This window comes from Alienimonas californiensis (assembly GCF_007743815.1).
In the GTDB taxonomy this organism is placed as follows: domain Bacteria; phylum Planctomycetota; class Planctomycetia; order Planctomycetales; family Planctomycetaceae; genus Alienimonas; species Alienimonas californiensis.
Genome location: NZ_CP036265.1, coordinates 4,363,809 through 4,389,248, shown reverse-complemented (window position 1 = coordinate 4,389,248; position 25,440 = coordinate 4,363,809). Strand labels below are relative to the sequence as shown.

The following is a 25,440-nucleotide window of genomic DNA, read 5'->3' as shown; positions in this document are numbered from 1 at the left end:
CGGGGGACGGTCGTTCGATGCTACTCGGCGGCGCCGACGGACGTTTCAGTGACGAACTCGTAACTCAACGCCCCCAGCAGCCGGCCGACCGGCACGTCGTGGCAGTCGGCGCAGGCCTTGGCCGCGGGGAGGGCGCCGACGGCCCTCAGGCGGTCCGCGTCAGTCTCGCCCACGACCCACTCCCCCGCCGCCAGCCGCTCCAGCGCGGCGGACTCGAACGGCGTCAGTTCCCGCACGGCGCTGGGCGACTCCGGCCCGGCGATCGGCAGGTAGTCGGACTGATAGGCGACCGGCCGCTCATGCAGGATCAGCCCGATCAGTTCGAAACCCGTCAGCTCCCACCCGGGCAGCGGGCCGTCCTTCGGCGTCGTCTGGGCCGCGTGCGAGCGGAAGCCGATCAGGAACGGTCCCTCCCCACCCTCGTAGTCCGCCGGCAGCGGGTCGTCCCATTCATCGCCCGGCGTGCCGAAGGCGCCGAAGCCGCCCTCGTTGGCGAAGTCGATGCCGCGGTCGAGATGCCACGCGGCGACGGCGTCCCGCAGGACGCTGTCCATCGGCGCCGCGTCTCCGCTGGGCAGCCGGCTGAGGCCGCCGCGGGGTTGTTGGATGCGCTCGCCTTTCGGTTCGGCCGGCAAGTCTTCGAATCGCAGGAGCCGTCGGGTCATGGGGCGCATCCGCACGACGCCGAACTCCATCCGCTCCGCGAAGCGGGCCGCGAAGTCGGTGTGCACCGTGTGCAGGCGGTGCATGTAGGCCCGCCGCTCGCCGCCGGGACGATCGGACCTAGCCCAAAACGGGGCCTTCTCGTTCTCAAAATGCGTCTCCCACTCCGCCTGATCGCCGGACCGGTTGCGAAGGGGCGGGGACTGCTCCACGACCGGTTCCAACCGCGGCAGCAGTTCCGACCGCGGGACCGGCGGGTGGTCTGCACGCCACCCGGCCACCGCAGCGGCCCACGGCCGGTAGCTGGAGACGTAGTAGTAGCCGGCGTCCGCCGCACATCCTGCCACCAGCGCCGCCGCAGCGATCGCGGCGGCCCGGTTCGCGGAGACCCCGGCCCCCCGCAGGCAGGCCACGCCGATGCCGCAGGCCGCGGCGAGTAAAAACCCCACCCCCCCCGTCGCGGCCCGGAACGAACAGCGAAACGAACGTCGCCCAGACGACCACCGCCCCGAACGTTCCGGCGAGGTACCAGGTGCGGGTGCGGGCCGCGATCCAGATCAGCAGCCCCCCGGTGATCAGGGCGGGGAGGTAGGCGAGGGCGAACACGGCGGCGATCTCCGATGGAACGCCGCCCAGCGTACCCGCGTCAGTCGCCCGGCGGGGCGTCGACCGGGGCGCCGTAGGTGAACGGGAACTCCGAACCGAGGCCAGGGATGGTGCGGCCGCGGATCGTGAAGGCGGTCGCGGTCCGGGGGATGCAGAAGTAGAGGTCGCCGCTCGAGGTCTCCCGGCAGCAGGGCACGACGCGACTGTCGGCGACGGCTTCGACGCTCCAGCCCGTCACATCCGTCGCGGCGTTGAGGGCGACGGAGTCCCGGAACCCCGAGGTGTCCTCGCCGGCCGCCACGGCGGCGAAGAACGCCGCCCGAGCCTCTGTGAAGGCGATCTGTTTGTCGCCGTACAGCTTGGCGTTCGCCTCCAGCCAGGCCTTCACCTCCGGCCGCTCCCGCAGGGCCGGCGCCCGCACCAGTCGGCCGGCGTCGCCGGGGCGAACCGTCACCAGGATTGCCCCCGCCGGCACGTTCGCCGCGGCCGGGCCCGCGGGGGCCGCTTCGTCCTCGCCGGCCGCTATGTCGTCGGCCGGCGGGGCGTTGTCGGCCGGGCGGGCGTCGGTCATGCCGCGGCGGTCGGCCATCCCGCCGGCGTCCGGGTCGGGCGCCCCCGCCCCGCCCCCGCCGCGCCGGCTCGTACCCGTCAAACGCACTTCGAGCACCGGGCTGACAAACGGCACCCCCAACTCGACCGTTCGCAATGCCTGCTGACTGACCGGATCCGGCGGGAGGAAGTAGGCCGGCGGCGCCGCGTCGGCGGCCACGGCCTCCGCGGCGACGCTCTCGACCCCGCCGCCGGCTAGGCGCTCGTACATCACCCACCCGGCGCCGCCGATCCCGCCGAACAGGACGAGCAGCACCAACCCCGCCAGCACGGGGCTGCCCCGCTTCCCGCGGCGCCGGCGGCCGCGGGCCGGCTTCGTGATCGTCGCCGGGGCGGCGCCGGCCTCGGGCGTTCCCTCGTCTTCGTCCGCCGAGGCGAACGTCACCGGCGCGGCCGCCCCGTCAGACGACTCGAACACCACCCCGCCGGGCGAACCCGCGGCGGGGGCGGCGACGTCGGGCGCCGCGATCCCAGGCACGGTCCGCGCGGGGGCGGACTGTTCGATCGCCGCCTCCACCGCGTCGTGATCCAGCGGGGCGCCCACCGGGATGAAGCCCAGCGGATCGTCCGGCTCCACGACGGCGCCGCCGGGGATCCGGATCTCCTTCTCGCAGTGCGGGCAGTCCCCCAGCGCGCCCGCGGCGTCGTGCGGGGCGCGCAGCACCGCCCGGCAGTGCGGACAGGCGAACTCGATCGGGGCGGGACGGGCGATCGGCCGCGGGGGCGTGAGCGGAACGGCGGAACCCGCCGAGCGGCGGGGCGACGCAGAAGGGTGCCGCCCCGGGGTCCGTTTCGCAAACGGATCGGGGCGACCCCCGTCCCCCAATTTTCAGACGCAGGCGGTTCGATCCTCCCGGTCGGGCTGGGATCGGGTGTCAATCCTCGCCGCGGCGACGGGCCGCGCCCGCGGGACGGTCGGCCGCGGAGCGAACCGATCTAGGATAGAACCCGGCACTCGCCGCTCCGCCGCCGTTCGTCCCTCCCGCCCTGATGCAGCCCCGCCGCGACGTCTTCCCCCACGTTCTCGAACTGAACAACCAAGCGGGCCGCCGGCTCGGTTGCGCCGTCTATGTGGTGCACGACGGGGCCGACTGGCTGATGATCGACGTGGGCTACGAGGACACCGTCGCGGAGGTGATCGACATCGTCCGTTCGGTGGACCTGCCGCTGGCGAACTGCCGGTACCTCGTCGCCACCCACGCCGACGCCGACCACGTCCAGGGCCTCGCCGCCGCCAAAGCCCTGCTGCCGAACGCGGAGGTCATCGGCCATCCCCACACCAAGGCTGTGCTGGAAGCGGACGACCGCATCACCAGCTACGCCCTGATCCCGGCCCAGGGCATCGACGAACCGATGCCGCAGGTGGCCTTCGACCGCACGATCAACGAGGGCGACACCCTGCAGGTCGGCTCTCAGACGCTGACCGTCTGGAGCACCCCCGGCCACACCGACGGGCAGCTCTCCTTCCGCATGAACGACCTACTGTTCAGCGGCGACAACATCTACCGGGACGGCGGCGTCGGGAACATCGACGCCCACCACGGCAGCGAACTGCCGGCCTTCATCCGCAGTCTCGAACGCATCCGCGATTGCGACGCGAAGTGGCTGCTGCCCAGTCACGGCCCGATCTTTCGGAACGACCCGAAGATCCTGCAGGGAGCGATCGACCGCCTGAAGGGCTACCTGCACCTCTCCGACTTCGGCACCTGCGCCATCGACTGGCCGCTGCTGGAGGAGTGGGACGACGAACTGGCCCGCGGGTTCGATGCGGAACGGGCCGCGTAGCGTTCAGTCGGTCGCGGGGTCGGCGGCGAAGGCGTGTTCGTAGCCGGCGGTCGGGAACCTCAGCGGTTCCCCGTCGGCTCCCCGCACCGTCACGCCGGCCCCCGCGGCGACGGTGCCGATGCGGGTCAGTCCGCAGGCGACCGGCGGGGCGTCCAACAGTCGCGCCGCGTCCGATTCCGAGACGGCGAACAGCAGTTCGAAGTCTTCCCCGTCGGTCAGCGCCGCCTTCACGTTCTCTGCCCCGTCGGCGAGGGGCGCCGCGGCGGCGTCTAGGATCGCGGAGAGGCCCGAGGCGTCGCACAGCCGGCCGCAGTCGGCCAGTAGGCCGTCGGAGAGATCGATCATCGCGTGCAGTTCCGCCGCCGCGGCGAGGGCTTGCGCCTCGGCGACGCGGGGCGTGAACGTGAGATGCCGGCCGCTCGGAAAGCTGCCGCCGAGTCGCCCCGTCACCAGCAGGGCGTCGCCGGGGCGGGCGCCGGAACGGCGAACCTCCCGGTCGCAGGTCCCGACGACCGTCACGCAGAGGCTCGTCGGCCCGTCGTGCGTCGCGGTGTCGCCGCCGGCGAGGGTCACGTGGAACTGCTCCGCCAACTCCGTCAGCCCGCGCATCACCGCCTCCGCATAGCGGTAGCCGCGGCGGCGATCGACCAGCAGGCCCACGAAGGCCGCGACCGGCGTGGCCGCCATCGCCGCGCAATCGGACAGGTTTACCGCCAAGGCCTTGCGGCCAACCAATTTCGGCGGCGTGTCCGGCGGGAAGTGGGTCCCCTCAGCAATCAGATCGCAGCAGACGACCGGCCGACCCGTCAGATTCAGCACCGCCGCGTCGTCGCCGATGCCCAACGGGGCCCGCGGATCCGGCCGGGCGGCGGCGGCGAGGGTGCGGATCAGGTCGAATTCGGCGGGCATTCCCGCACCCTAATGCGAACACGGCCGGGAGACATTCGTCCCCCGGCCGTGCGCTGAACCTGCTTTGAACCTGCGAGGTTCCCCTGACGGGTTACTCGTCCTTAAGAATCGTGGCGATCGCCACCGGGGCGTTCACCCGCTCGTAACCGATGGCCCGGACGACCTCCAGCACTTCGCTCCAGGTCGGGAACTGACGGCCGGCAAGGCGTTTGTACTCGTCCATCGCCCGCATGAAATCGACTTCGTCCTCGCTGTAATCGCGTTCGCAGGTGGTCGGGTCGATCTGCTTGCGGCGTTCGACGACGCGGCGTTCGACGACCGGCGGGGGGGCGTCTTCGGCGAGGGCCTGCCGTCGCGCGTGGGAGCGACGCTCCACCTTGGCAAGGCGGTTAACGTGCGAGGCGCGCTTCTTGGCGGCGGCGGGATCATTCAGGGTCGCGGGCATTGGGACGGTCTCGTGGTTGGAGGGGAGCCGAGTCCGTCCGGCTGCGGCGGCCTCTCGCCGCCCCAACTTCATCGGCCCCCAACCACCGCCCACCTGACCGTTCGGGCAAGAAGTTTCGCCTGGGGCACGGAGGAGGGTTCGGTTGCGCCGGCCGGTCCGGTTCTGCCTGCGGCTCGCACCGGTCATGCCGACGGGGCGGTCAGTAGGACCGCCGCGGCGGGGGGAGAGCCTCGGCGAACAGCGTCGCTACGGTCTCGGCCCCGGCCCGGAACGGCTGCACGCCGTCCCGCACCTCGTCCCGCCAAGTGCGATTGGGGTCCGGCAAAACCGCCCACGCCTGGGCCAGTCGATCCGTCGAGAACAGGTCGACCGGCAGCAGATCGTCCCGCAGGGCGATCGCCCGCTCCGGCGACAACCGCGGCGCCCCGGGCCCGACGGCCAAGCCCTCCGATTCCTCACCCGGCAATCCCGCAACCGAAACCGAAACCGGCGGCAGGGACGGCGGTTCCCGCTCCGGCTGGACGAAGGCCGGCGGACTCGGAGCCGGTTGAACCGCGGCGGGGACGCTCGGCTCGGCCGCGGCCATCCGCGGCGCCTCTGCATTATCGCCCTGCATCCAAAGCACGGAGCACCCGATTAACAGCGCCGCGGCGAGCGTCGCCCAGGCCGCCTGCCGCCAGCGACGGGGGGAGCCGCCGCCGTTCGGCCGCTCGCGGCGGCGTTCCTCTCGTAACCGTCGGACAACGCCCGGGGCGAAATCCGGCACGTCCGTGTCGAGTCGCCACGCCGGCAGCGCGAGGGCGAGCGCGGGCGGAAGTTCGTCGCTTTCGGGAGTGAAGTCAGACACGGGCCGGCTCCCGAGGCGGGGAGGGTGCGGGGGGGGCGGAACGCTGATCGGGCTGCACGCCGCGGCGCGCGAGCGCCTCGGCGAGTTGTTTGCGGGCTCGGTGGAGCCAGGTTTTGACGGTGCCGTCCGGCCGTCCCAACGCGGCGCCCACCTCCTGCAGGCTCAGTTCTTCGTAGTGAAACAGCACGAACGCGGCGCGATGGTCGTCCCGCAACCCGTCGACGGCCCGTTGCAGCTCCTCGGCGAGGTCGGCGTCGGTGAGCGGGACGGACGTATCCGCGGGGTCGAGGTCGCCGGGCAGCAGGGCCCGCTGCCGACCGCGTCGGCTCAGGGCGGTGCGGCAGCGGTTGACGGCGATCGTCATCAGCCAGGGCCGGAGCGGACGGGAGGCGTCCCAGCGATCGAGGTGACGGAACAGGCGGAGGAACGCCTCCTGCGTCACGTCCTCGGCGTCCTCCCGACGCCCCATCATCCGCAGACAGATGCCAAAGACCGCCCGCTGGTACCGACGCACCAGCACGGCGGCCGCGGCGTCGTCGCCGTCAAGGACGAGAGCGGCGAGGGCGGCGTCCGAGTCGTCGCTCATGCGGTTTCAGGGCGGGAGGCCGAACGGACGTCCGGTCGGGAGGCGATACCGCGGCGACCGCAGGAGGGTTTCGCCGCCCCCGGAAAAAACTTCGCCGGTCGTTCGCAGGGTCCTCGCGAACGGCGGCCCGCGGCCGTCACTTCTGCAGGCATTCCCGCGTCGTGGAGCGGGCGAGGCGCCAGGCGGCCTTCACGGTGAAGGCCCGACTTTCGATCTGCTCCTCGGTGTAATAGCGGCCGGAGTCGCTGCGGGGCAGGCCCGCGAGGGCGAGGGTCAGCGGGAGCAGATCGAGGAACTCCCGGTAACGGCGCTTCAGGTCCTCGGCGTTCGCGCCGGACGGCTGCACGGGATTGGCGGGGGGAGCGGCCATCGGGGCGGGCGGGGGCGAGCGGAAACGGACGGGTGATCCCGCAAGTATGCGAACCGCGCCGACGCCTCACAAACGCCGTCGGCGAGCCTATCTCCGGCGGGCCAGCTCACGGCAGACCGGGCGCGGCTCAGTCCCGCTTCGGCGGGGGCGGCAGCTTGACCGGCGGCGCGGAGACCTTCGACCCGTCCCCACTTTCCGGCGGCGGCGTGGCCCCCGGCGGCGGGTACTGCCCGTACTGCGGCGGGTAGCCGTAGCCCGGCGGCGGATAGCCCGGCTGGGCGTACGGGTTGTAGCCCGGCGGCGGATATTGCGGCGGGTAGCCGTAGCCCGGGGGCGGGTAGCCCTGCTGGGTCGGGATCATCGCCGTGTCGTTCGGGTTCGGTCCGGGGATCGGTCCCCCGCCCTGCCCCGATTCGGCCCCCTGACTGACCGGAAGTTCGTAGGAGGTGTCGGCGCCGTCGGTCGGCAGGGACATCTCCTCCGAGGGCCCGGCGGCCGCCGCTTCCTGCTCGTCGGCGACTTCCTTCAACTCGACCTCGAAGGTCAGCTTGCCGACGACCACCCGGTCCCCCGCGGCCAGCGTGCGTTCACCGCTGAGGCGTTCCCCGTTCACCAAGGTGCCGTTGGTGCTGCCGAGGTCCCGCAGCCGGACGGTGTAGTCGTCTACCTGGAACACGCAGTGATGGCGGCTGACCAGGTCGCTGCTGGGCCGCAGATTGCAGTCCTGCTCCCGCCCGATCAGGAATCGGCCCCGTTCCAGGACGATGCGCTTCCCTTCATGCTTGCCCCCACGGACGACGAGCTGGGCGGACAGCATGTTCGGCCTATCAGATTTGAGTTTCGATCGTGTGCCCGTTGGAGCGCCTCGACGCTTTGAAATCTAGAGACGGCGCGGGAGGGCGTCAACAAGATCCGGAGGACGGCTCAGTCCGTTCCGGCGGTTCCGGCGAGTAACCGGCCGAAGCGGGACGCGGCGTCCCTCACAACGTGTTCGGCCCGCGCATCCGTCACGCCGTGCGTCTCGCGGAGGCCGGGGACGTCCGGGGCGAACGGCGAGGTCGTGATCAGCAGCGACCCATGTTGCAGCGCCGCCCCCTTCCGCCGGCGCTGGGCGCTGCCGACGACCTTCCGCTCCACGCCGTCGGGGTCCGTCACGACCACGTCCCGCGGGTCGGACCGCAGGAAACAGAGGGTCGGCTCCGGCCCCCGGAGCGTCCGGTCGCCCCGCAGCCGGGCGGCAACTCCGACCGACGCCAGCGCGGCAATCAGTTCCCGGTGCACCGCCTCGTAGAACCGTTCGGGCGAAGCGGCCAACGCGTGCCCCTTGGGAACCGCGAGGGCGTAGGTCCACTCTTGATCATGCACGATCGCCCCCCCGCCCGACAGGCGCCGGACCCGCGGCAGATCACCGGCCGCCCCCCATTCCAGGTCCGCCTCCTTCTGAAAGTGCCCTAACGAGACGGTCGGCTCCGCCCACCGATACCAGCGGCCGCCGACCGCCCCCGCGACCGCCGCGTCCAGCAGGGCCGCGTCGGCGGCCATGTTCTCCTCGCCGGTGTGGGGGCCGGCTTCGACCGGAACCGCACTCACTCCGAAACCACGACGTCTTCCACCGGCACGGTCCCGCAGCCCTTCGCGATGCCGCAGAGCACCGGCTGTCGGGCCGCCTTCACCTCGTCCGGCCGGCGGACGGGGGTGGTGTGGGGGGCGGTGCGAACCGTCTCGGCCTCTTCCTCGGTGAGGATCGCCCGCACGATGTCCGCGAAGCGATCCAGCGTCGCCTTCGACTCCGTCTCGGTCGGCTCGATCATCAGCGCCTCCGGCACGTCCAGCGGGAAGTAGACCGTGGGGGCGTGCACGCCGTAATCGAGCAACCGCTTGCCGACGTCCATCGCCGAGATCTGACGGTTCTTCTTGCTCTTGGAGGCGCTGGCGACGAACTCGTGCATGCAGGGGGCCGGGTGCGGGATCTCCAGCACGGTCTCCAGCTTTTTGCGGAGGTAGTTCGCGTTCAGCACGGCCCGTTCCGACACCTCACGCAACCCGGCCGCCCCCAGGGTGCGGAGGTAGAAGTAACCGCGGAGCAGGATGCCGACGTTGCCGAAGTGCGTCCGCACCCGGCCGATGCTCTTGGAGGGCGTTTCGAGGGCGAACTCCGGCCGCTGCGTCGTGCCGCCGACCTTCTTCACCACCGGGCCGGGCAGGTACGGGCCGAGGAAGTCCCGCACCGCGATCGGCCCCGCCCCCGGGCCGCCGCCGCCGTGGGGGCCGGTGAAGGTTTTGTGCACGTTGTAGTGCATCATGTCGCCGCCGAAGTCCCCCGGCCGGGTCAGGCCGAGGATCGCGTTCATGTTCGCCCCGTCGATGTACACCAGCCCGCCGGCGTCGTGCACGATCTTCGTGGCGGCCTCGATCTCGCGTTCGAACAGGCCGAGGGTGTTCGGGTTCGTGACCATGAAGACGGCGGTGTCGTCGCCGACCTTCGCGGCCAGTTCCTTCAGGTCCGTCAGCCCGTTCTTCGTCGGCTTGAGCTGCACCGGATCGAACCCGGCGAGGGCGGCGCTGGCCGGATTCGTGCCGTGGGCGCTGCTGGGGAAGATCACCTTCCGCCGCTGCTCGCCCTCGCCCTTGTCGCGGAAGTAGGCGTGCGCGACCAGCAGGGCCGTCAGTTCCCCCTGTGCTCCGGCGGCCGGTTGCAGGCTGACGGCCGGCAGGCCGCTGATCTCCGCGAGCATCCCTTGCATTTCGTGCAGGATCTGCAGCATCCCCTGCAAATCCGCCTCGTCCCGGTAGGGGTGCAGATCGACCAGCCCCGGCAGCCCCGCCAAGCGTTCGTGCCGCTTGGGGTTGTACTTCATCGTACAACTGCCCAGCGGGTAGAAGTGGGTGTCGACGCTCATGTTGAGCGTCGACAGGTTCGTGAAGTGCCGGATGACGTCCGGCTCCGTCAGTTCGGGCAGCTCCGGCGGGGCGTCGGCGAGGGTGCCGGCCGGCAGCACGTCCGCGGGGGCGTGGTCGGGAACGTCCGACTCCGGAAATCGCGCAGCCCGGTAGCCGGGACGGGAGAGCTGGGACAGCGGGCGGGTGGCGTGGGTGTTCCGCATGGCGATGGGGAGGGGCTGGGCCGAACGGCGTCGTTCGGCGGGCGTGTGCGGGGGAGGTCAGGCGACGGCGAGCAGCGGCTCGCCCCGGCGGAGCGGCGAATCGCTCCCCATATGCGTGAGGGCGGCGGCGAGCTGGTCGATCTCCTCCCGCGTCCGACGCTCCGTGGCCGCGACGAGCAGCAGTTCGTCCGCCCGCAACTCGTCGCAGAACGAGCCCGCCGGGAACCGGGACAGCGCCGGGCCCAGATCGAACCCGGCCGTGCGGGCCGCGGTCAGCAGCCGCCCCGCCCCGCCCTGCACCCGCAGGCAGACCTCACGCAGATACGGCGCCTCGAACGCCTGCGACACGCCCTCGACCTCGCACAGCCGGTCGGCAAGGTAGTGCGTCTTCCGCACGGACAGGTCCGCGACCTCCCGCAACCCCTGCGGGCCGAGCAGCGCCAGATGCACCGTCGCCCGCAGGGCCAGCAGGCCCTGGTTCGAGCAAATGTTGCTGGTCGCCTTGCCGCGGCGGATGTGCTGCTCGCGGGTTTGCAGGGCGAGCACGTAGCATTCCCGGCCGTCGGCGTCCTCGGTGCGGCCGATCAGCCGGCCCGGCGTTTTGCGGAGGAACGACTCCCGGCAGGCGAACAGGCCGAGGTACGGCCCGCCGTACTGCATGGGAATGCCGAGCGACTGCCCCTCGCCGACGGCGATGTCCGCCCCCAACGCCGCCGGATTCTTCAGCAGGCCCAGCGAAACCGGATCGAACACCTGCACGCTGACCGTCCCGTTCGCCTTCGCCGCGGCGAACAGGCGTTCGGCGTCCTCCAGATTCCCGAAGAAGTTCGGATGCTGAACGATCAGGGCGGCGGTGTCGTCGGTCAGGGCGGCCTCGACCGCAGCGACGTCCGCAACGCCGTCCGGGCACGGGACCGTCACGACGTCCGCGGGCAGGTTTTCGAGCAGCGTGGCGAGCGTCTGCCGGTACTCCGGATGCACGGAGCCGAGCACGACCACCCGTCCCTCCCGCCGCGTCTCGCGAATCGCCAGCAGGGCCGCCTCGGCCGCGGCGCTGCCGCCCTCATACAGGCTGGCGTTGGCGACGGTGAAGCCCGTCAGCCGGCAGACGAGGGTCTGAAACTCGAAGAACGCCTGCAGACTGCCCTGCGACGCCTCCGCCTGATAGGGCGTGTAGGCGGTGTAGAACTCGCCGCGGCCGGCGATCGCGTCCACCGCCGCCGGCACGAAGTGGTCGTACACCCCGCCGCCGAGGAAGCAGACGCGGTCGCCGCCGCCGTGCACGAAGTCGGCGGCGTCCCGCGGGCGGTTGCGTTCCGCCAGCGCGGCGACGTGCCGCTGGAGCTCCGATTCGCACAGCCCCGCGGGCAGGTTCAGCGGGCGATCCAGCCGCACCGACGCGGGGATTTGCGCCAGCAGGTCCTCGATCGAGGTCGCCCCCGTCTCCGCCAACATCGCGGACACGTCTTCGGGGGAATCAAACAGGTACGCCAAAGCGTCTCAGGGGCATGCGGGAACGGGGGACCTGGCGAGCGGCGAAAGTGTATCCGCCCGCGGGCACGGCGCCCGGCGTCAGTCCGCCGCGGCCGCGAAACCGCTGCGATTCAACGAACCGATCCCCGCTCCCCCGGCCCTCGCAACGCTTGCGCAGCACCGGAAACGGGCGACTTACTGATCGGCCGTCGTGCAGAACTCGCGATAGGCCGCGGCGTCCATCAGCCCCTCGGTTCCCTCGTCCGTCGGCCGGACCTTGATCAGCCAGCCGTCGCCGAACGGGTCCTCGGACAGCGTCGCCATGTTCTCCTCCAGGCCGCCGTTCACCTCGACCACCTCCCCGGTGACGGGGGAGTACAGGTCGGAGACGGCCTTGACGCTCTCCACCTCGCCGAAGGTCTCCCCGCGGGTGACGGTCGAACCGACGGGGGGCAGATCGACGTACACCAGGTCCGTCAGCTGATTGACGGCGAAATCGCTGATGCCGACGACGGCCAGGTCGCCGTCGCGGCCGACCCACTCATGGCTCTCGAGGAAGTGCAGTTCGTCGGGGGACATTGCAGTGTCGTGGCGGGAAGGCGAACGGGGCCGGGACGATAGCGGAGCGCGGCGCCCCGGGCGACTCACTTCCCGGCGACGCGGCGCTCCAGGGCGGCGATCTTCTCCAGCCGGCGGGCGTGCCGACCGCCCTCGAAGCCGGTGGAGAGCCACAGTTCGAGCATCCGGTCGATCAGCCGTTCCCCCAGCAGGTCGGCGGACAGGCAGAGGACGTTGGCGTCGTTGTGCAGGCGGGAGACCTCGGCGCTGAGATCGTCGTGACACGGCACCGCCCGCACGCCGGGGAACTTGTTGGCGACGATGCACATGCCGAGGCCGGACCCGCAGATCAGGATGCCGCGGTCGAACTTTCCGCCGCCCACCGCTTCGGCGACGCGGGCGGCGTAATCCGGGTAGTCGACGCTCTTCTCGTCGCCGGGGCCGTAATCCTCCGCCGTGTGGCCCAGTTCGCGGACGCGTTCGATCACCCGCCCCTTCACGTGCTGACCGCGGTGATCGCTAGCGACGGCGATGCGCCAGGGGCCGCCGGTGGCGCTGGGCTGGTGGCCGGGAATCGGGTGCAGCATCGTGAGTTCGTCCGACTGTTCGTCGTCGGCGGGGGAGTCGTCGAGAATGGAATCGGTGGGCATTGGTCGTCCCGATCCTGGGAGATCTGTACGGGGGAAGGCCGAACGGCCGGGCTAAGCCCGATCCGCCGGCGGTTCGCCGGGCGATTCGCCCGGCGGGGGAACCAGGCCGAGTTCCGCCATCAGCAGATCGAGGCCCCGGTCGATTGCGTTGCGGCAGGCTTCATAATCCGCCATCTCCCCGCCGATCGGATCCGGAATATCCCCGCCGGCGGGGTCCAGCAAAGTCACGCGGTTTCGGGCGTCCGGGCGGTGCCGCAGGATGGCGGCGCGGTGACCGGCGGTCATGCAGAGGACCCGGTCCGCCGCGTCGAGGAGTTCTTCGGTGAGCGGTTGCGAGCGGTGGGCGCTGAGGTCGGCGCCCGCCTGCCGGGCCAGATCGACGGATTCCGGGCTCGCCGCCGCCCCGTACGCCGCCGACAGACCCGCCGACACCACGCGCACCTCCGGGCCGACCGCTTCTTTCAGGCGGAACCGGAGCAGCGCTTCGGCCAGCGGACTGCGGCAGGTGTTGCCGGTGCAGACGAACACGATCGTCTCCCCCTGCCGAGCGGCGAGGTCGCGGTGGGTGACGGCGCCCTCCACGAGCACCTCCCACCGGCCGTCCTCGTCGAGCCGGACGAGCGTCTCGGTCGACTCGCCGCCGACCTGCACCAATGGGGTTGGGCTGAGTTCCAGCACCGCGGCGACGGCCGGATCGTTCGGGCAGCGGGCGCGGGTGCGGGCGCCGGCGTCCCGCAGGGAGGCCGCGGCGCCGGGGAGCGCGGCGGCGAGGCCCTCCGCCCGGCCGTCCACTTCCACGGTGACGGCGCCGGGCCACCACCGGGCGGTGGTGCGGGCCGCGGCTGCGGAGAGGCGGGGGAAGTAGTCGAGGAACTCCGCCGGATCGCGGAGCAACAGCACGGCTCCCTCCCCGCCCTGCGGCAACTCCGGCCGGGCGAGCAGCGACACCACCCGCACCGGGCCGTCGAGCGCGTCGATCTCCGCGGCGCCGCCGGCAGCGAGCGTGCGGACCTGTTCATGCACCCGGTCACGGGCCGCGACGGGCGAGCCGCCGGGCCCGTCCGGCCTGCCGGGCGAGGCTGGTGAGGTCATGCGGTACCGCGGGCCGGGGGAGAGACCGGGCGAGTATCGTGCGGGCGACGCCGCGCATCAAGCTTGCGCGATCCAACGGACCCCACCCGGGGCGGCCCCAACCGTCGACGGGAGCAACGGTTACGTTGCTTCGGACCCGCCGCTGCGTCATAACGGGGGCGTCCTGTCGGTCGAGGTTGCCGTGCTCCGCCCCCCGTTCCCCGCTGCCGAACCGCTCGACGTTCCCCCGGCGGTCGGACCGGAACGCCCCGCCGCGGCCCCCGGCCCGGCCGATCGCGTCGTGAGGCAGTTACGGCGGCTCCCGCGGCGACTGGCGGCCCGTCGGCGGCTGGCGATTCGGGATCGCCGGGCCGGGCAGGCGCCGGTCGTGGAGCGGTCGGAGGAGAAGAACCGCGACCTCACCCGGCGCCTCTACGACGGTCCGGCCGGCGCCGTGCTGGCCTTGGCCAGCGCCGTCAGCCTGCACGAACCGCTGATCGGGCAACTTCTCAAAGCGCCCACGGACGGCCGCGGCATCGCGCGGCGGTCCCCCCGGTTCGACGTCTCCCGCTTCCGCGACGTGCTGGACGTCGGCAGCGGGGCCGGGCAGATCCTCGGACACCTCCTCCGCGAGGCCTCCCCGGACGCCCGGTTGGTGGCGTTCGACCTTTCCAAGCAGATGCTCCGCCGCTCACGGCGTCGGATGGAACCGCGGGCCGCCCGGCACCGCCGCGAACCGGGGTACGTCGCCGGCGACATGCTGCGGATGCCCTTTGCGGACGGCGCCTTCGACTGCGTCACCGCGGGCTGGGTGCTGGAGCACCTCCCGGACCCGGCCCCCGGTTTGGCGGAGATGGCCCGGGTCCTGCGGCCCGGCGGCCGGCTGCTCCTGTTGTGCACGGCGGACAACGTCACCGGCCAGTGGAACAGCCGGACTTGGAAGTGCCGCACCTACAACCCGCGCGAGTTAGCCGCCGCCTGCGCCGCGGCCGGCCTGCCCTGGGTTCGCCGCCACCACCTCAGCCCGGTGCACAAGGCGTTGAAGTTCGGCGGGATTATCGTGGAGTGCGAACGCCTCGGCGACGCGGCCTCGGCGGACAAACCGCGGTAGGTGCGGGCCGCGGCTGGAACGGGCCGTGGTAAAAACTGGCCGCGGCGCCGTCAGTCGCGATACTCGCCGTGGCAGTCGGAGCAGGTTTGCGAGAGTCGCCGGCGGGCGGCGTCAAAGGCGTCGAAGTCCGTGGCGGCGGCCTCCGCGGCGGCGGTCGCGGCGGCGGTCATCTTCTTCGACAGGGCGAGGAACACTGCATCGCCGACGCTCCAGCCGTGCGCCTCGTCGGCGCTGATCTCGCTGAGCACCGCGATCACCCGGGCTTCCCGGGCGACGGCGTCGCGGTTCGCCTCCAGCAGCGCCTGAGAGGAGGCCAGCGATTGCAACGAGTCCACGCCGACCTGGAACCGCTTCATCAGCAGATTGAAGTCTGCCGCCTCGGAGAAGTCGGCCTCCCCGCCGCTGCCGGCCCCGCCGCCGTTCAGCAGGGCGTCGAGGGTCCGCAGCGGGTCCGCGACCTGCTTCTGCCCGCCGGCGCCGCGGCGGAGGTTCGACTCGTTAATCTCCGCCGCCTTCTGGGCGAGGGCGGCGCCGTTGTCGGCCCAGCTCACCCCGGATTCGTACCGCGTGCCGACGGCGAACAGCGTCGCCAACTCCGCCGCGGCCGGGGGGATGGCGAGGTAGGCGTTGTTGTACGTCTGCACGTCGCGGGACTTCTTACCGAGGTCCTCCATCACCGCCCGAACCTGGGCGTCCAACTGGTCCGGCGGAAGCAGCGCCGCCCAATCGACCCCGGCGGCCTGCGGGGCGTCGGCCCCGCCGGCGGCGACGGCTTCGGCCGGCTCGCCCGAGGTCGGGCCGGCGGCCATCGGTTCGGCGGCGGGGCCGGTTCCGGCCGTCGCCTGCGGCAGCGGGGCGGCGCCGGGGACGGGGGTGTCGTCCCCAAACACCGCAAACGGGTCCGGGAAGAACACGTCCGCTGGCACCTGCGGGTAGTCCGGCCCGGTCGGGGCGCCCGTTTGATAGGCGAAACCCAGAGCGGGAACGGCGGCGGCGAGCAACCCGCCCGCGAGCAGTCGAGGCGTCATTCGTTCGTCCCGTCGGGGTGATAAAACCGCAGGGTGTGCTCGGTCCGCAGCACGAGCCCGCCGCCGACGAGGGCCGGGGTGGCCCAGACGCCTTCGTCCAGCGTCGATTTGTGCGCGACCTTCAGTTCGGGCGGAGCGTCGGCGCCGCCGCGGAAGACGCCGGTCTCCAGCGTCGTGGCGGCCCCCTCCTTGCCGAAAGTGAAGATCGTCCCACCGGCCCGCACCGGGGAGGACCAGTAAGAATCGCCGAGCCGGACGCGGGAGAGAACTTCCCCCCCGTCCCCGTCGACGTCCGACCCAAGGGCCACCATTGAGGCGACGCCGCCGTCGTCCACTGTCACGGCCTGGCCGAGGGAAAGCAGGAGCGGCGTCGCCCGCTTTGGGGCTCCGGCGTTCGAGGACCAGGCCAACGCCGGATCCGAGGCGGCGGCGCCCTTCGTTTGGGTGAGGTCGGAATCCGTCGCGAGCAGTGCGAGGGAGGTCGGCGCGTCGCCGGTCGTGACCAGGACGGCGTCGCTGGCGACCCCTAACGGACTTTGCAGAACTTGGGGGGCGCTGCCGGAGTTCATCCCGCCGTGCTTCACCCGCCAAACCCGCTCCCCGGTGGCCGGATCGAGGAAGTCCGTTGCGATGGCTCCCGTCGTGACGACGAGCGTGCGGTCTCCCACTTCGGCCAGAACGGGGGTTCCGTACGCCTTGCGGAGGTCTGGCACGACGTCCTGCACTTCCGGGTCGCGACCCGTTCGCCACAGCGTCTCGCCGGTCGCCGCGTCGAGGGCGACGACGTACTGGTCGTCCTCCCCGACCCCGTCGAACGGCACGATCAACCGAGGGCTCAGGCCGTCGAACTGAACCAGCAGCGGCGAGGAGGCCGGGCCGCGGAAGTGGTCGCACTCGAAATCGCGGCGTTCCCAGAGCGTGTGGCCGTTCTTCGTATCCAACGCGGCCGTGCCGTACTTGCCGAAGTGCACGAAGACGACGTCCCGCGTCGCCACCGGCGTGCAACTGGCGTAGGTGTTGGTCGGGTGCGTGAAGTCCGGCTCGGCGACGGTGAACAACTTGCGGACCCAGCGCTCCTCGCCCGTGGCGAGGTCGTAGGCCAGGACGTCCATCTGCGTGCCGTCCGGCGTGGCGGTGGGGACGTAGACGGTGGGTCCCTCCGGTCCGTCGGCGACGACCGGGCTGCCCCAGCCGCGGCCGGGCACGTCGACCTGCCAGCGCAGATTTTCCGGCCGGATCAGATCGGCCGGCAGCGGGTCGGCCCCCACGCCCACGCCGTTGGGGCCGCGGAACATCGGCCAGGCGCCGGGCGTTAGGTCGAGGTCGTCCGCGGGGGCCGCGAACGCGACGGCGGCGGCGAGCAACAGGGCGGAGGACATATGCGGGTCGACGGATGGGGGGCGGGCGGTGTCGATCATCCGCGGTCGCGGATAGGATCGGCAACCGTACACCTGCTTCACGCCTGCGTTCCTCTCCTCTCATGCCCCAGCCGCACAGTCCCTTCGGCACCCGCCAGACCTTCACCGCCGCCGGCGGGTCGTTGGACTACTACAGCCTGCCCAAGCTCGCGGACGCCGGGCTGTGCGATCTCGATTCGATCCCGTTCAGCGTCCGCGTGCTGCTGGAAAGCCTGCTCCGCAACGTGGACGGCTTCGTCGTGACCGAGGACGACGTCGCCGCGCTCGGCAAGTACGACGCCCAGAACGTCAATCGGACCGAACTGCCCTTCAAGCCGGGCCGCGTCGTGTTGCAGGACTTCACCGGCGTGCCGGCGGTGGTGGATTTGGCGGCTCTCCGCAGCGCGATGGTGCGGATGGGCGGCGACCCGGCGAAGATCAACCCGCTGGTCCCCTGCGATCTGGTTGTCGACCACAGCGTGCAAGTGGACGCCTTCGCCACGCGGTTCGCCCTCGAGACGAACGTGGAGCGGGAGTTCGAGCGGAACCTCGAGCGCTACGAACTGCTTCACTGGGCCCAGAAGGCGTTCGACAACTTCCGCGTCGTACCGCCGGCGACCGGTATCGTGCACCAGGTGAACCTGGAGTACCTCGCCGACGTGGTGCTGACGAAAGACGGCGTCGCCTTCCCGGACAGCCTCGTCGGCACCGACAGCCACACCACGATGATCAACGGCCTGGGCGTGGTCGGCTGGGGCGTGGGCGGGATCGAGGCCGAGGCCGTCATGCTCGGCCAGCCGATCTACATGCTCACCCCGGAGGTCGTCGGCTTCGAGCTGACCGGCACGCTGCCGGAGGGAGCCACCGCGACGGACCTCGTGCTGACCGTCGTGCAGATGCTCCGTGCGCACGGCGTGGTCGGGAAGTTCGTGGAGTTCCACGGCTCCGCCCTGCCGACCATGAGCCTCGCCGACCGGGCCACGATCGCCAACATGGCGCCCGAATACGGCGCCACGATGGGCTTCTTCCCCGTCGACGGCGAGACGCTGAACTACCTCCGCCGCACCGGCCGCCCGGAGGCGCTGGTGGACCGGGTGGAGCGGTACACGAAGGAGAACGGGCTGTTCCTCGGCTCGAACGCCCCGACGCCGACCTATTCCAGCAACCTCCGCCTGGACATCGGCACGGTCGTGCCCTGCCTCGCCGGGCCGAAGCGGCCGCAGGACCGCATCCCGCTGACCGAGATGAAGTCCACCTGGGCGACGGCGCTGAAGGAGACCTTCTCCAAAGACTCCACCACCATCGAGCACAACCCCGTCGGCGGCTGGACCGAGGAGGGCGGCCAGCCGGCCGGACAGGTCGGCAACCACCCGCTGACCTCCGCCGAACGGAAGACGGTCGAACCGGCGGCGGGCGGCACGCTGGAGGACGTCGCCGCCCCGGCCGGCTCCACCGTGCGGGAAGCGGTGGTCGATCCCGGCTTCGACGGCGTGGAGGTCTCCCACGAGGACGAGGAGTTCCCCCTCAAGCACGGCAGCGTGGTCATCGCGGCGATCACCAGTTGCACGAACACCTCCAACCCCTCGGTGATGGTCGGTGCCGGCCTGCTGGCCCGGAAGGCCCGGCAGCGCGGGCTGACCCGCAAGCCTTGGGTGAAGACCTCGCTGGCCCCCGGCAGCCGCGTGGTGACGGACTACCTCGACAAGAGCGGCCTGAGCGAAGACCTGGACTCGCTCGGCTTTCAGACGGTCGGCTACGGCTGCACGACCTGCATCGGCAACTCCGGCCCGCTGCCGGCGCCGATCAGCGAGGCGATCAATAAGCACGACCTCGTCGCCGCCGCGGTGCTGTCGGGCAACCGCAACTTCGAGGGCCGCATCAGCCCGGACGTGAAGGCGAACTACCTCGCCTCCCCGCCGCTGGTCGTCGCCTACGCCCTGGCCGGCACCACGGACATCGACCTCACCGCCGAACCGTTGGGCGAGGACAGCGACGGCAACCCGGTGTTCCTCTCCGACCTGTGGCCCGATCCGCAGGAAATCCGGGACACGATCGCCTCCAGCAGTTCCCCGGACGACTACCGCGACCAGTACGCCAAGGCCACGGAGGGGCCGGAGGAGTGGCGGAGCATCCAGAGCCCCGACGGTCAGATCTACGACTGGGACGAGGACAGCACCTACATCCAGGAGCCGCCCTTCTTCGTCGACATGCCGGAGACGCCTGCGGACACCTCCAGCATCAACGGCGCCCGCTGCCTGGTGAAGGTCGGCGACAGCGTGACGACCGACCACATCTCCCCCGCCGGCGCCATCAAACCGTCCAGCCCGGCCGGCAAGTATCTGCAGGAGCACGGCGTGGACGTGCGGGAGTTCAACTCCTACGGCTCCCGCCGCGGCAACGACCGGGTGATGACCCGCGGCACCTTCGCCAACATCCGGCTGCGGAACGAGATGGCGCCCGGCACCGAGGGCTCCGTCACCACCCACCTGCCCACGGGCGAGCAGACCAGCATCTACGAGGCCTCCCGCCGCTACATCGAGGCCAGCACCCCGCTGATCGTGCTGGCCGGCAAGGAGTACGGCACCGGTTCCTCCCGCGACTGGGCCGCCAAGGGCACGAACCTGCTGGGCGTGAAGGCGGTCATCGCCGAGAGTTACGAGCGGATCCACCGCAGCAACCTCGTCGGCATGGGCGTGTTGCCGCTGCAATACCGCGAGGGCGAATCCGCCGAGGCGCTGGGCCTGACCGGGCGGGAGTCGTTCGACATTCACCTCGAAGCCGAGCTGAAGCCCGGCCAGCCGGTCGAGGTGATCGCCCGCGGAGAGAACGGCGAGGAGACGATGTTCACCGTCGCCTGCCGCATCGACACCCCCGTCGAGGTCCAGTACCACCGTCACGGCGGCATCCTGCACTACGTCCTCCGGCAGCTGGCGAGCGCCTGACCCGGCCGCTCGTCCCCTGCATCACGCATTAACGCAGAGGCGCCGCGGCGCCTCTGCGTTACGGGACGCTGTTGAACCGTGCCTTACGTCAGCCCGGCGTGCATCGGGCAGGCGATGCCCGCGGGGGCCTGACTGCGGTTGAGGAGTTTGGCGGCGATGTCCTGCTTCGGGCCGAAGAACTCGTAGTCCATGCGGTCGTCGCCCACGCCCAGGTCCTTCAGGTCGGCGTAGACGCTTTGCATGAACGGCTTCGGTCCGCAGAAGAGGAACCGGGCGTCCCGGTAGGGCGCCCAGTCGCGCAGCAGCGGGACGTCGACGAACCCCTGATCGGCGTTCTCCGCCGTGACGTCACCGTCCAGCGGGCAGTCGTAGCGGACGCGGGTCCGCACGTTTTTACCCTCCGCCTCCAACTGGGCCAGTTCGTCGGCGAAGGCCCGCGTGCGGCTGTCGCGGGCGGCGTGCAGGAAGAACAGCGGGGCGTTCACCCCGTGATGCACCCACGCCTTGGCCATCGAGAGCAGCGGCGTGATCCCGATCCCGCCCGCCAGCATGACGACCGGCCGATCGCCCACTGCCTTCGGGTCCAGCGTGAACACGCCGCACGGCGGGCCGAGTTCCAGCCGATCCCCTTCCCGCACCGCGGCGTGCAGGTGGTTGGAGATCAACCCCTCCGGCGTCGGGTGGACGGCCCCGCCCTCCCGCTTCACGCTGATCCGCAGATGATCCTGCCCCGGCCGGTCCGACAGGCTGTAGTTCCGCGGGGAGGTCGGCGTGGTCGGATGATCGACGAACACCGTGACGTACTGCCCCGGCAGGAACTCCGGCAGCGCCCCGCCGTCCTCCGGCTTGAGAAGGAACGACCGCACCTCGTCGCTCTCCTCGACCGTGCGCTCGACCAGGAAGGTGCGGGCGCCGTTCCAGCCGCCGGGGGCCGTCCGCTGTTCCTCGTAGATTCCCCGTTCCCGCTGGATGAAGACGTCCGCCAGCACGCCGTAGGCTTCCCCCACGGCCGCGACGACTTCCGGGGTCGCGGCCTCGCCCATCACATCCCCGATGGCATCGAGGAGGTGCTTGCCGACGATCCGGTAGTGCTCCGGCTTGATGCCCAGCGACGTGTGCTTTTGCGCGATGAGTTCCACCGCCGGCCCCAGCGCCGCCAGATCGTCGATGTGCGCGAAGTAGGCGCAGATCGCCCCCGCCAACGCACGCTGCTGGCCGCCGGAGTGCTGGTGGGCCTGGTTGAAGTACCGCCGCACCTCAGGGTCGCCCTCGAACATGCGGATGTAGAAGCGGCGGGTGATCGCCTCCGCGTGTTGCGCGACGGCGGGCGTGATTTCCTTGACGATCCGAATGGTGTCGGGGCTGTGCATCGGACTTCAAGGCGGGTGCGAAGGGCGGAAACGCGTCGGCGGTCCGCGGCCGAGCGGCGGACGCCGGGATCTACACTCATTGGTGCAGATTAGAAACTGCACGTCAAGGTATACAATCAACCGTTCCCCCGACGCTCCACGAGGTCTCCATGCTTTCCAAGACCGCCGAGTACGCCCTGCGGGCGGTCGCAGCCCTAGCCGGTCAGCCGGACGGACCAGCGTCCGCCGATTTGCTGGCGGAGAAGACCAAGGTTCCGCGGCGTTACCTCCACCGCGTGCTGCAGGATCTGGCCGCCGCCGGTTTGGTCGCGTCGCGGCCGGGTCCGGGCGGCGGCTACAGCCTGGCCCGCGAGCCGGGCCGCGTCTCGATTCTGGACGTGGTCAACGCGGTCTCGCCGATCGAACGGATCCGCGCCTGTCCGCTGGGGCTGACTTCGCACACGGAGCTCTGCCCGCTGCACGCCGAGTTGGATAAGGCCTACGCCGCAACCGAGGCGGCGTTTGCGGGGGTGACCGTGCGGGAACTGCTGGATTCCGCCAGCCCGGTGGTCCCGCTCTGTGAAGGCCCCGCACCGTCGGCTCCTCCCTCCAAGACGGCCCCGCTGCCGGCGTGACGGGGAACGGCGCTCCGGGATCGACGTGCGTCGACTCTGTGGATCGCACGATTTCCTCCGCGCCGGCTCGTGAGAGTGGACCGCGAGCGGGCGGCGAACCGATCAAGTTCCATTCCGCCGGCCCGCACGCCGGCCCGGGGCGCACTAGGCTTGCCGGCGGGACCGTCTCCCGCGCGGCTCAGCCGCCGCTCGCCCCGCCGCCCCCCCTTCGGAGGTCCCTTCGGTGTTCGCCCCGATCCTCCCGCTCCCGGCTCCCGACTATCACGCCCCCGCGGTGTGGGACGCTTACGATCCGCAGGACGAACGCCAGGGCTGGTCCGCCGACCGCCTGCTCGCGCTGCCGATGCCCCAGGAGACCCTCGCCCACTGCCGCGAGTTACTGGTGCAGAACTGCCGTGATTGCCCGGACTTTCGCGAGTCCGTCACGGCGGTGATCCAGGCCGGGCCGGAGGAGATCGCCGCGATGGCCGGCCTCCTCCACGAGGAGCGCTTCGGTCAGATGTTGCAGGACCTCGCCGCCACCGCACACGCCTGCGGGATGGGTCAGGCGGTCGAACTGCGGATGATCCCGCGGACGGTGGACGTCTCCGACAACCCGCTGCGCTCCGTGGTCAAGCGGCTGAGCAAACGGTCGAACCTGCGGGACGCCGACGGGTTCACGCTGCCGCTGATCGCCGGTCGCAGCCTCGTGGAATGGACGCGGGTCTTCACCAAGGCGGCCTGACGGACGCTGCGGGGGGGATCAGGCGGCGGCGATGGCGTCGCCAATTCGCAGCGTGCCCTCTTCCAGCACCCGGGCGGTGATCCCGCCGTGCCCGCGTACGGCGTTGTAGCCGCCGGGGCCGAAGGTCTCTTCCATCCGACTGCACGGGTGGCATAGCCCGGTGCCCTCCAACAGCACTTCGCCAACGCGGAACCGCCGGTCCTTCACCGCGGTCAACGGGAAGCCCGCGACGCACAGGTTCCGCCGCAGCGTCGCCGGGGTGACGGTTCGGGCGGAGCCGTCCGGCAGCGGGGTCAGCGTCGCCGCGATCGCCGGCAGGTGTTCGGCCTGAATCAGCGTGACTTGCCGCTTGCCGGCGCCGCCGAGGCTGTGGTGATCGCCGTCGAGGCCGGTGCCCACGCGGCAGACCGCTTCGTCCGGTTCGATTAGCGGCTGCCGGCGGGCGGGCGACAGGCCGATCCACTCCAGCCGGCCGACCTGCGGGATCGAGGCGAGCAGATCGGGTACTGTCTGCACGAACGAACCCTTTTTGTCATCGACGTACGGCCCCGCCCCCTTGGCGAAACGCAACAAACAGTCCGCGAGCTCCGGCCGCAAGACCCCCGCCCCCAAAGCCAGCGCCGGCGGCAGTTCCCCCGGCGGATTGCTGAACCGGCGGGCCGCCCGGCTGGCAGATTTCGTCCTGAAACGGCTGGACGAACTCGGCGTCGACCTGCTGCGGCTCTCCACGGGCACCACGGTGCTCGATTTCGGCGCCCAGGCCGCCGGCGGGCTGGAGGCGGGCCGCGTACTGGCCCGGCTCTCCGCCGCCGACCTGCTGGACGTGACCGTCGACCCGGGCACGCTCGCCGGCCGCCCCTGGCCGACGGTCAACGTGCGGACGGACGACCCGGTCTCCGCCTGTCTTCGCTGCCAATACGCCGGCCGTAAGGTGCAACTCGCCGAGCCCGGCGGCGGCGAGTACTTCGCGATGGCCTCCGGCCCGCTGCGGGTCGCGGCCGGCGGGGAGGAGTTGATCGCCAAGCTCGGCGGGGTGGAGGAGGCCCGGCGGGTCGTCGGCGTTCTCGAAACCCGGCGGATCCCGCCGCCCAACGTCGTGGCGCATCTCGCGGATTCCTGCAGCGTGGCGCCGGACAAACTCGTCCTCTGCATGGCGCCCACCGCCAGCCTCGCCGGGACCGTGCAGATCGCCGCCCGCAGCGTGGAGACGGCCCTGCACAAGCTGGACGCCCTCGGCTTCGACGTGACCCGCGTCCGCAGCGGCGTCGGCTCCGCCCCGCTGGCCCCCGCCGGCGGCGACGACGTCGCGGCGCTGGGCCGCACCAACGATTCGATCCTCTACGGCAGCCGCGTCGTCCTCTGGATCGACGCCGAAGGGCAGGAACTCGCCGGGCTGGTGAACAAGGTCCCCTCGGAGTCCAGCGCCCAGCACGGCCGGCCGTTCGCCGAACTGCTGAGCGAGGCCGGCGGGAACTTCTACGATCTCGACCCGCACCTGTTCAGCCCCGCCCAGATCACGCTGATCAGCCTCCGCGACGGCGCCGCGGTCTCCGCCGGCAGCGTGCGGGAGGACCTGCTGGAACGCTCCTTCTTCGGAGAGAACCGATGACGGCTCCGCCCCCCGCCGAAGTCGCTGCCGCCCTGCACGAGCATCTGCCCGCGGTCTTTCGCTGGGCCGGACGGGTGGCGTCGCGGATGCGGTCGTTCGACATCGCCGTCGCCGGGAAGGTCAGCGGTTCCAGTAATACGGACGCCCTGACCCTCGCCGACCTCTCGGTGCAGGAGTTGGTCGTCACGGCGCTGCGGGACCTGGACCCGCGGTTTCGCGCCTGCCGGATCGAGGCGGAGGAGGCGACCGGCCCGCTGGAAGCCTTCGCGGAGGACTCGCCGCTGACGCTCTGCCTCGACCCGATCGACGGGACGAAGCAGTACCGCGACCGCGCCGGCGACGGCTGGGCCGTGATGCTGAACCTGCGGACCGACGACGCGGTCCATTACTCCCTTACCTACGTCCCCGACGCCGGAGCGACCGGCCGCTGGGTCGAATGCATCGGCGCCGGCACCGGGGCGACGGTCCGCTGCGGAGAGGATAATCCGACTGTGCCGGCGGGGCAGGCGCTCGCCTCGCTGGAGCCGCGGCCGGTTCCGACGCCAGGGGCGACGAAGAAGATCTACGTCATCGGCTTCCAACACCGCGATCCGGCCGCCGCGGCGGCGATCACCGCCGCGGGGCTGGAGGGCGTCGTCGCCGACGAGACGCCGGGCAGCATCTACGACCTGATGGCCAGCGGCGTCTTCGCCGGGTCGCTAATTCACTCACCGAACGTCTACGACTACCCCGCCGCCGCCCAGATCGCGACGGCCTTCGGCGGCGGCAGCGTGTGGTGCGACACCGGCGAGCCGGTCCACTACCGCGAACTCTGGATGGACGACCGGGCCGACATGCTCCGCCTGCCCCGCGTCGTCGCCACCGCCAACGATCCGGCGACGCTGGCGACGCTCCGCGAGGTCGGCCGCGGGTGGCACCCAGAGCGGTATCGCGACGGCGAGGCCCTTTAGAAATTCCAAGACCAAGAAC

25 protein-coding genes are annotated in these 25,440 nt (G+C 71.4%); 7 read left to right on the top strand and 18 right to left on the bottom strand.

The genetic code is table 11. The features are described 5' to 3' along the window. Window positions 1-20 precede the first annotated feature (20 nt). Window positions 21-1,112 (bottom strand): hypothetical protein, encoded by a 1,092-nt coding sequence (locus tag CA12_RS17380; protein ID WP_145360271.1) that lies wholly within the window; start codon window positions 1,110-1,112, stop codon window positions 21-23. Window positions 1,113-1,309: 197 nt separating this feature from the next. Beyond that, window positions 1,310-2,542 carry a hypothetical protein gene (locus CA12_RS17375; protein WP_145360270.1) on the bottom strand — a complete coding sequence of 411 codons (1,233 nt, stop codon included), beginning with the start codon at window positions 2,540-2,542 and terminating at the stop codon, window positions 1,310-1,312. A 326-nt stretch (window positions 2,543-2,868) separates the two neighbouring features. Between CA12_RS17375 and CA12_RS17370 the strand changes: the two genes are divergently transcribed. Then, window positions 2,869-3,663: an MBL fold metallo-hydrolase gene (locus CA12_RS17370; protein ID WP_145360269.1), complete on the top strand. Its 795-nt coding sequence runs from the start codon at window positions 2,869-2,871 to the stop codon at window positions 3,661-3,663. 3 nt (window positions 3,664-3,666) lie between these two features. Here CA12_RS17370 and CA12_RS17365 read toward each other — a convergent pair whose 3' ends face one another. The 12 genes from CA12_RS17365 to CA12_RS17310 all read right to left on the bottom strand — a co-directional run bounded on the left by CA12_RS17365 (window position 3,667) and on the right by CA12_RS17310 (window position 13,697). Beyond that, window positions 3,667-4,572: a thiamine-phosphate kinase gene (locus CA12_RS17365; RefSeq protein ID WP_145360268.1), complete on the bottom strand. Its 906-nt coding sequence runs from the start codon at window positions 4,570-4,572 to the stop codon at window positions 3,667-3,669. Window positions 4,573-4,663: 91 nt separating this feature from the next. After that, window positions 4,664-5,017: a hypothetical protein gene (locus CA12_RS17360; protein ID WP_242687987.1), complete on the bottom strand. Its 354-nt coding sequence runs from the start codon at window positions 5,015-5,017 to the stop codon at window positions 4,664-4,666. 199 nt (window positions 5,018-5,216) lie between these two features. Beyond that, window positions 5,217-5,864: a hypothetical protein gene (locus CA12_RS17355; RefSeq protein WP_145360267.1), complete on the bottom strand. Its 648-nt coding sequence runs from the start codon at window positions 5,862-5,864 to the stop codon at window positions 5,217-5,219. After that, on the bottom strand, window positions 5,857-6,450 hold the full coding sequence (locus tag CA12_RS17350) for an RNA polymerase sigma factor (RefSeq protein ID WP_145360266.1): 594 nt from the start codon (window positions 6,448-6,450) through the stop codon (window positions 5,857-5,859). The genes CA12_RS17355 and CA12_RS17350 overlap by 8 nt, the downstream gene beginning before the upstream one ends. A 136-nt stretch (window positions 6,451-6,586) precedes the next feature. Then, window positions 6,587-6,820, bottom strand: a complete 234-nt coding sequence (locus CA12_RS17345) for a hypothetical protein (protein ID WP_145360265.1) — start codon at window positions 6,818-6,820, stop codon at window positions 6,587-6,589. Window positions 6,821-6,947: 127 nt separating this feature from the next. Continuing rightward, entirely contained in the window at window positions 6,948-7,637 is a 690-nt protein-coding gene (locus CA12_RS17340) for an FHA domain-containing protein (protein WP_145360264.1), read from the bottom strand. A 107-nt stretch (window positions 7,638-7,744) separates the two neighbouring features. Continuing rightward, a complete protein-coding gene (locus CA12_RS17335) occupies window positions 7,745-8,410 on the bottom strand; it encodes a lipoate--protein ligase family protein (RefSeq protein WP_145360263.1) in 666 nt (221 codons plus the stop codon). Continuing rightward, complete coding sequence (gene gcvPB / locus CA12_RS17330; protein ID WP_145360262.1) at window positions 8,407-9,924, bottom strand: aminomethyl-transferring glycine dehydrogenase subunit GcvPB; 1,518 nt, start codon at window positions 9,922-9,924, stop codon at window positions 8,407-8,409. The genes CA12_RS17335 and gcvPB overlap by 4 nt, the downstream gene beginning before the upstream one ends. A gap of 57 nt (window positions 9,925-9,981) precedes the next feature. Further along, on the bottom strand, window positions 9,982-11,379 hold the full coding sequence (gcvPA, locus tag CA12_RS17325; protein ID WP_242688234.1) for an aminomethyl-transferring glycine dehydrogenase subunit GcvPA: 1,398 nt from the start codon (window positions 11,377-11,379) through the stop codon (window positions 9,982-9,984). A 213-nt stretch (window positions 11,380-11,592) separates the two neighbouring features. Further along, complete coding sequence (gene gcvH, locus CA12_RS17320) at window positions 11,593-11,976, bottom strand: glycine cleavage system protein GcvH (protein WP_145360260.1); 384 nt, start codon at window positions 11,974-11,976, stop codon at window positions 11,593-11,595. Between the two features lie 65 nt (window positions 11,977-12,041). After that, the gene (gene rpiB / locus CA12_RS17315) at window positions 12,042-12,542 is read right to left on the bottom strand and encodes a ribose 5-phosphate isomerase B (RefSeq protein ID WP_145361624.1); all 501 of its coding nucleotides are present in this window, start codon (window positions 12,540-12,542) and stop codon (window positions 12,042-12,044) included. A gap of 114 nt (window positions 12,543-12,656) precedes the next feature. Beyond that, window positions 12,657-13,697 (bottom strand): low molecular weight protein arginine phosphatase, encoded by a 1,041-nt coding sequence (locus CA12_RS17310; RefSeq protein WP_145360259.1) that lies wholly within the window; start codon window positions 13,695-13,697, stop codon window positions 12,657-12,659. Window positions 13,698-13,878: 181 nt separating this feature from the next. Between CA12_RS17310 and CA12_RS17305 the strand changes: the two genes are divergently transcribed. Continuing rightward, the gene (locus CA12_RS17305) at window positions 13,879-14,787 is read left to right on the top strand and encodes a class I SAM-dependent methyltransferase (protein WP_165700834.1); all 909 of its coding nucleotides are present in this window, start codon (window positions 13,879-13,881) and stop codon (window positions 14,785-14,787) included. 50 nt (window positions 14,788-14,837) lie between these two features. Here the strand turns inward: CA12_RS17305 and CA12_RS17300 are convergent, their stop codons facing one another. Next, window positions 14,838-15,815 (bottom strand): cytochrome c, encoded by a 978-nt coding sequence (locus CA12_RS17300; protein ID WP_145360257.1) that lies wholly within the window; start codon window positions 15,813-15,815, stop codon window positions 14,838-14,840. Next, window positions 15,812-17,194, bottom strand: coding sequence for an outer membrane protein assembly factor BamB family protein (locus tag CA12_RS17295; protein ID WP_165700833.1), 1,383 nt, complete (start codon window positions 17,192-17,194; stop codon window positions 15,812-15,814). The genes CA12_RS17300 and CA12_RS17295 overlap by 4 nt, the downstream gene beginning before the upstream one ends. A gap of 101 nt (window positions 17,195-17,295) precedes the next feature. Here CA12_RS17295 and CA12_RS17290 point away from each other — a divergent pair, with 101 nt between their 5' ends. Then, complete coding sequence (locus tag CA12_RS17290) at window positions 17,296-20,154, top strand: aconitate hydratase (protein ID WP_145360255.1); 2,859 nt, start codon at window positions 17,296-17,298, stop codon at window positions 20,152-20,154. Between the two features lie 83 nt (window positions 20,155-20,237). Here CA12_RS17290 and hmpA read toward each other — a convergent pair whose 3' ends face one another. After that, on the bottom strand, window positions 20,238-21,524 hold the full coding sequence (gene hmpA / locus CA12_RS17285; protein WP_145360254.1) for an NO-inducible flavohemoprotein: 1,287 nt from the start codon (window positions 21,522-21,524) through the stop codon (window positions 20,238-20,240). A 149-nt stretch (window positions 21,525-21,673) separates the two neighbouring features. Between hmpA and CA12_RS17280 the strand changes: the two genes are divergently transcribed. Next, window positions 21,674-22,138 carry an Rrf2 family transcriptional regulator gene (locus CA12_RS17280; RefSeq protein WP_145360253.1) on the top strand — a complete coding sequence of 155 codons (465 nt, stop codon included), beginning with the start codon at window positions 21,674-21,676 and terminating at the stop codon, window positions 22,136-22,138. A 223-nt stretch (window positions 22,139-22,361) separates the two neighbouring features. Further along, a complete protein-coding gene (locus CA12_RS17275; RefSeq protein WP_145360252.1) occupies window positions 22,362-22,862 on the top strand; it encodes a hypothetical protein in 501 nt (166 codons plus the stop codon). Window positions 22,863-22,880: 18 nt separating this feature from the next. Here the strand turns inward: CA12_RS17275 and CA12_RS17270 are convergent, their stop codons facing one another. Then, on the bottom strand, window positions 22,881-23,378 hold the full coding sequence (locus CA12_RS17270) for an MOSC domain-containing protein (RefSeq protein ID WP_145360251.1): 498 nt from the start codon (window positions 23,376-23,378) through the stop codon (window positions 22,881-22,883). Between the two features lie 40 nt (window positions 23,379-23,418). On the opposite strand from CA12_RS17270, the gene mch reads away from it, so the two are divergent. Next, window positions 23,419-24,471, top strand: coding sequence for a methenyltetrahydromethanopterin cyclohydrolase (gene mch, locus CA12_RS17265; RefSeq protein ID WP_165700832.1), 1,053 nt, complete (start codon window positions 23,419-23,421; stop codon window positions 24,469-24,471). Continuing rightward, window positions 24,468-25,421 (top strand): inositol monophosphatase family protein, encoded by a 954-nt coding sequence (locus CA12_RS17260; protein ID WP_145360249.1) that lies wholly within the window; start codon window positions 24,468-24,470, stop codon window positions 25,419-25,421. Before mch ends, CA12_RS17260 begins: the two co-directional genes overlap by 4 nt. Window positions 25,422-25,440 lie beyond the last annotated feature (19 nt).